The following is a 1,942-nucleotide window of genomic DNA, read 5'->3' on the forward strand; positions in this document are numbered from 1 at the left end:
GCCGGGCTTGCACTGGCCGGGGCAGCTTGCGGCACGATGGCTTGGTGCAGTGCATTCCAGTCCGGACCATCTGCAGCAGCCGGTGCAGCCGCCGGGCTGCTGACAGCTGCGGGGACAGGCTCTTCGGCACCTGCTTTGGTCGGAGTCTGACCTGCCAGTACGGCATCCAGGGCATTCAGTACGTCGGCATCAGCCTCGGCCACCATCAACCCCTGACCGAGCGTGCCAAACATGTCGCGCACGATACCGGTAGCGTCCAGAATGACGTCCATCACTTCCGGTGTGATGTGCAGCTCGCCGTTACGCAGCTTGTCGAACAGGTTTTCAGTGCGATGGCACAGGTTGACCATCGGGCCGACGTTCAGAAAGCCGGCACCACCCTTGATGGTATGAAACCCCCGGAAAATGTCGTTGAGCAACGCCTTGTCTTCAGGACGCTTTTCCAGTTCCACCAGCTTGTTGTCCACGTCGGACAAGAGGTCGGTGGATTCCATCAGGAAGTCTTGTAGCAGTTCTTCCATGCCGCCAAAATCGCTCATATTCTCACCCCGCTTATGCCGCTAACACGTTCACCGCTATTGTTCAGAAGCCCAGGCTTTCCAGCAGGTCATCAACCTGCTGTTGGCTGGAAACCACGTCTGTCCTGCCTTCCGGATTAATCACCGGACCATTGAGCAGGTTATTGTCCAGGCCTGCCTTTTTCGAGTCCGGCGAGAACTCGATCAGGAAGGTCACCAGTTCCTTCTCCAGTATATGCACCATGTCCATCATTTTCTTGATGACTTGGCCGGTTAAATCCTGAAAGTCTTGCGCCATTACAATTTCCAGCAACTGGGCATTGGTGGCTTGCGTCTGTTTGGGCACCTGTCCCAGATACTGACGCGTGTCTTCGGCAAGATTCTTGAATTCGGCAATGGACAGCTGATTGGCATACAGCTGTTCCCAGCGGGCCGTCAAGGCGCGGGCCCGGCTTTCGATTTCGTCCTGATAAGGCTTGGCCAGATCGGTGGCATTGAGCACACGCTCTGCAGCGCTCTCGGTCAAGGATGCGATATAACCCAAGCGGTCCTTGGCATCGGGAAGTGCATCCGCCACCTTTTCCAGCGACTTGTCATAGCCCAGATCACGCAAGGCATCGTGCATCTTGCGGGTCAGCTGGCCGATCTGCTCGTACATCACGGCAGGGTTCTGTTCCGCCGTATTTGCCACCGTGCCGACAGGGTCGCTGGCGGTGTCAGCATCTTTTTGCTGACTGGCGGCAATGCTGTCGAACAGTGCTTCCAGATCCGGGGAATCTCCACTTTCCAGAATGTGATCCGGCACGATAGCCTCTCCTCAGGACTGACCAGGCAAGTGTGTTTGCTCTGTTTGTTGGTTTTACTTGTTCATGTTCTGGAAGATCTTGTTCATCTTTTCTTCCAGCGTGGCCGCGGTAAACGGCTTCACGATATAGCCGCTGGCACCGGCCATGGCTGCCTCGATGATGTTTTCCCGCTTGGCTTCGGCGGTGATCATCATGAAGGGAAGATGCTTGATCTGCTGGTCGGCACGGACCGCCTTGAGCAGCTCGATGCCCGTCATGTTGGGCATGTTCCAGTCTGAAACTATAAAGTCGAAATGTTGCGTTTTCAGCTTGTGCAAGGCGACCTGGCCGTCTTCGGCCTCGTCGACATTGGTAAAGCCCAGCTCTTTCAACAGGTTGCGTACGATGCGTCTCATGGTAGAGAAATCGTCCACAACGAGGAAGCGCATGTTTTTATCTGGCATCTGGGTAGGTCCTGAAATGTCGGTATTCCATTGAGCCGTTGATTTTAACGGTTACCTCTGCAGAAATGGAATCAAAGTTTCAGCCAGGATTGCCGGGTCGAATTTGGCAACATAGGCATCCACCCCCACGCTGGAACCCATGGCCTTGTTGGCATTGGACGACAGCGAGGAGTGC

The 1,942-nt window shown here is 55.4% G+C and carries 3 protein-coding genes and 1 pseudogene; all 4 read right to left on the reverse strand.

Annotated elements, in window-relative coordinates; all coding sequences use genetic code 11:
- Window positions 1-539: Hpt domain-containing protein (locus AWT75_RS20335; protein WP_193394112.1), on the reverse strand; the 539-nt coding region annotated here is incomplete at its 3' end.
- 43 nt (window positions 540-582) lie between these two features.
- Window positions 583-1,323: a protein phosphatase CheZ gene (cheZ, locus tag AWT75_RS20340; protein WP_062791569.1), complete on the reverse strand. Its 741-nt coding sequence runs from the start codon at window positions 1,321-1,323 to the stop codon at window positions 583-585.
- A 54-nt stretch (window positions 1,324-1,377) separates the two neighbouring features.
- Window positions 1,378-1,767: a chemotaxis response regulator CheY gene (gene cheY / locus AWT75_RS20345; RefSeq protein WP_082696246.1), complete on the reverse strand. Its 390-nt coding sequence runs from the start codon at window positions 1,765-1,767 to the stop codon at window positions 1,378-1,380.
- Window positions 1,768-1,818: 51 nt separating this feature from the next.
- Window positions 1,819-1,942: pseudogene (locus AWT75_RS23305) on the reverse strand (chemotaxis protein CheV); the annotation flags it as partial.

It is taken from the genome of Aquitalea pelogenes, from assembly GCF_001515305.1.
In the GTDB taxonomy this organism is placed as follows: domain Bacteria; phylum Pseudomonadota; class Gammaproteobacteria; order Burkholderiales; family Chromobacteriaceae; genus Aquitalea; species Aquitalea pelogenes.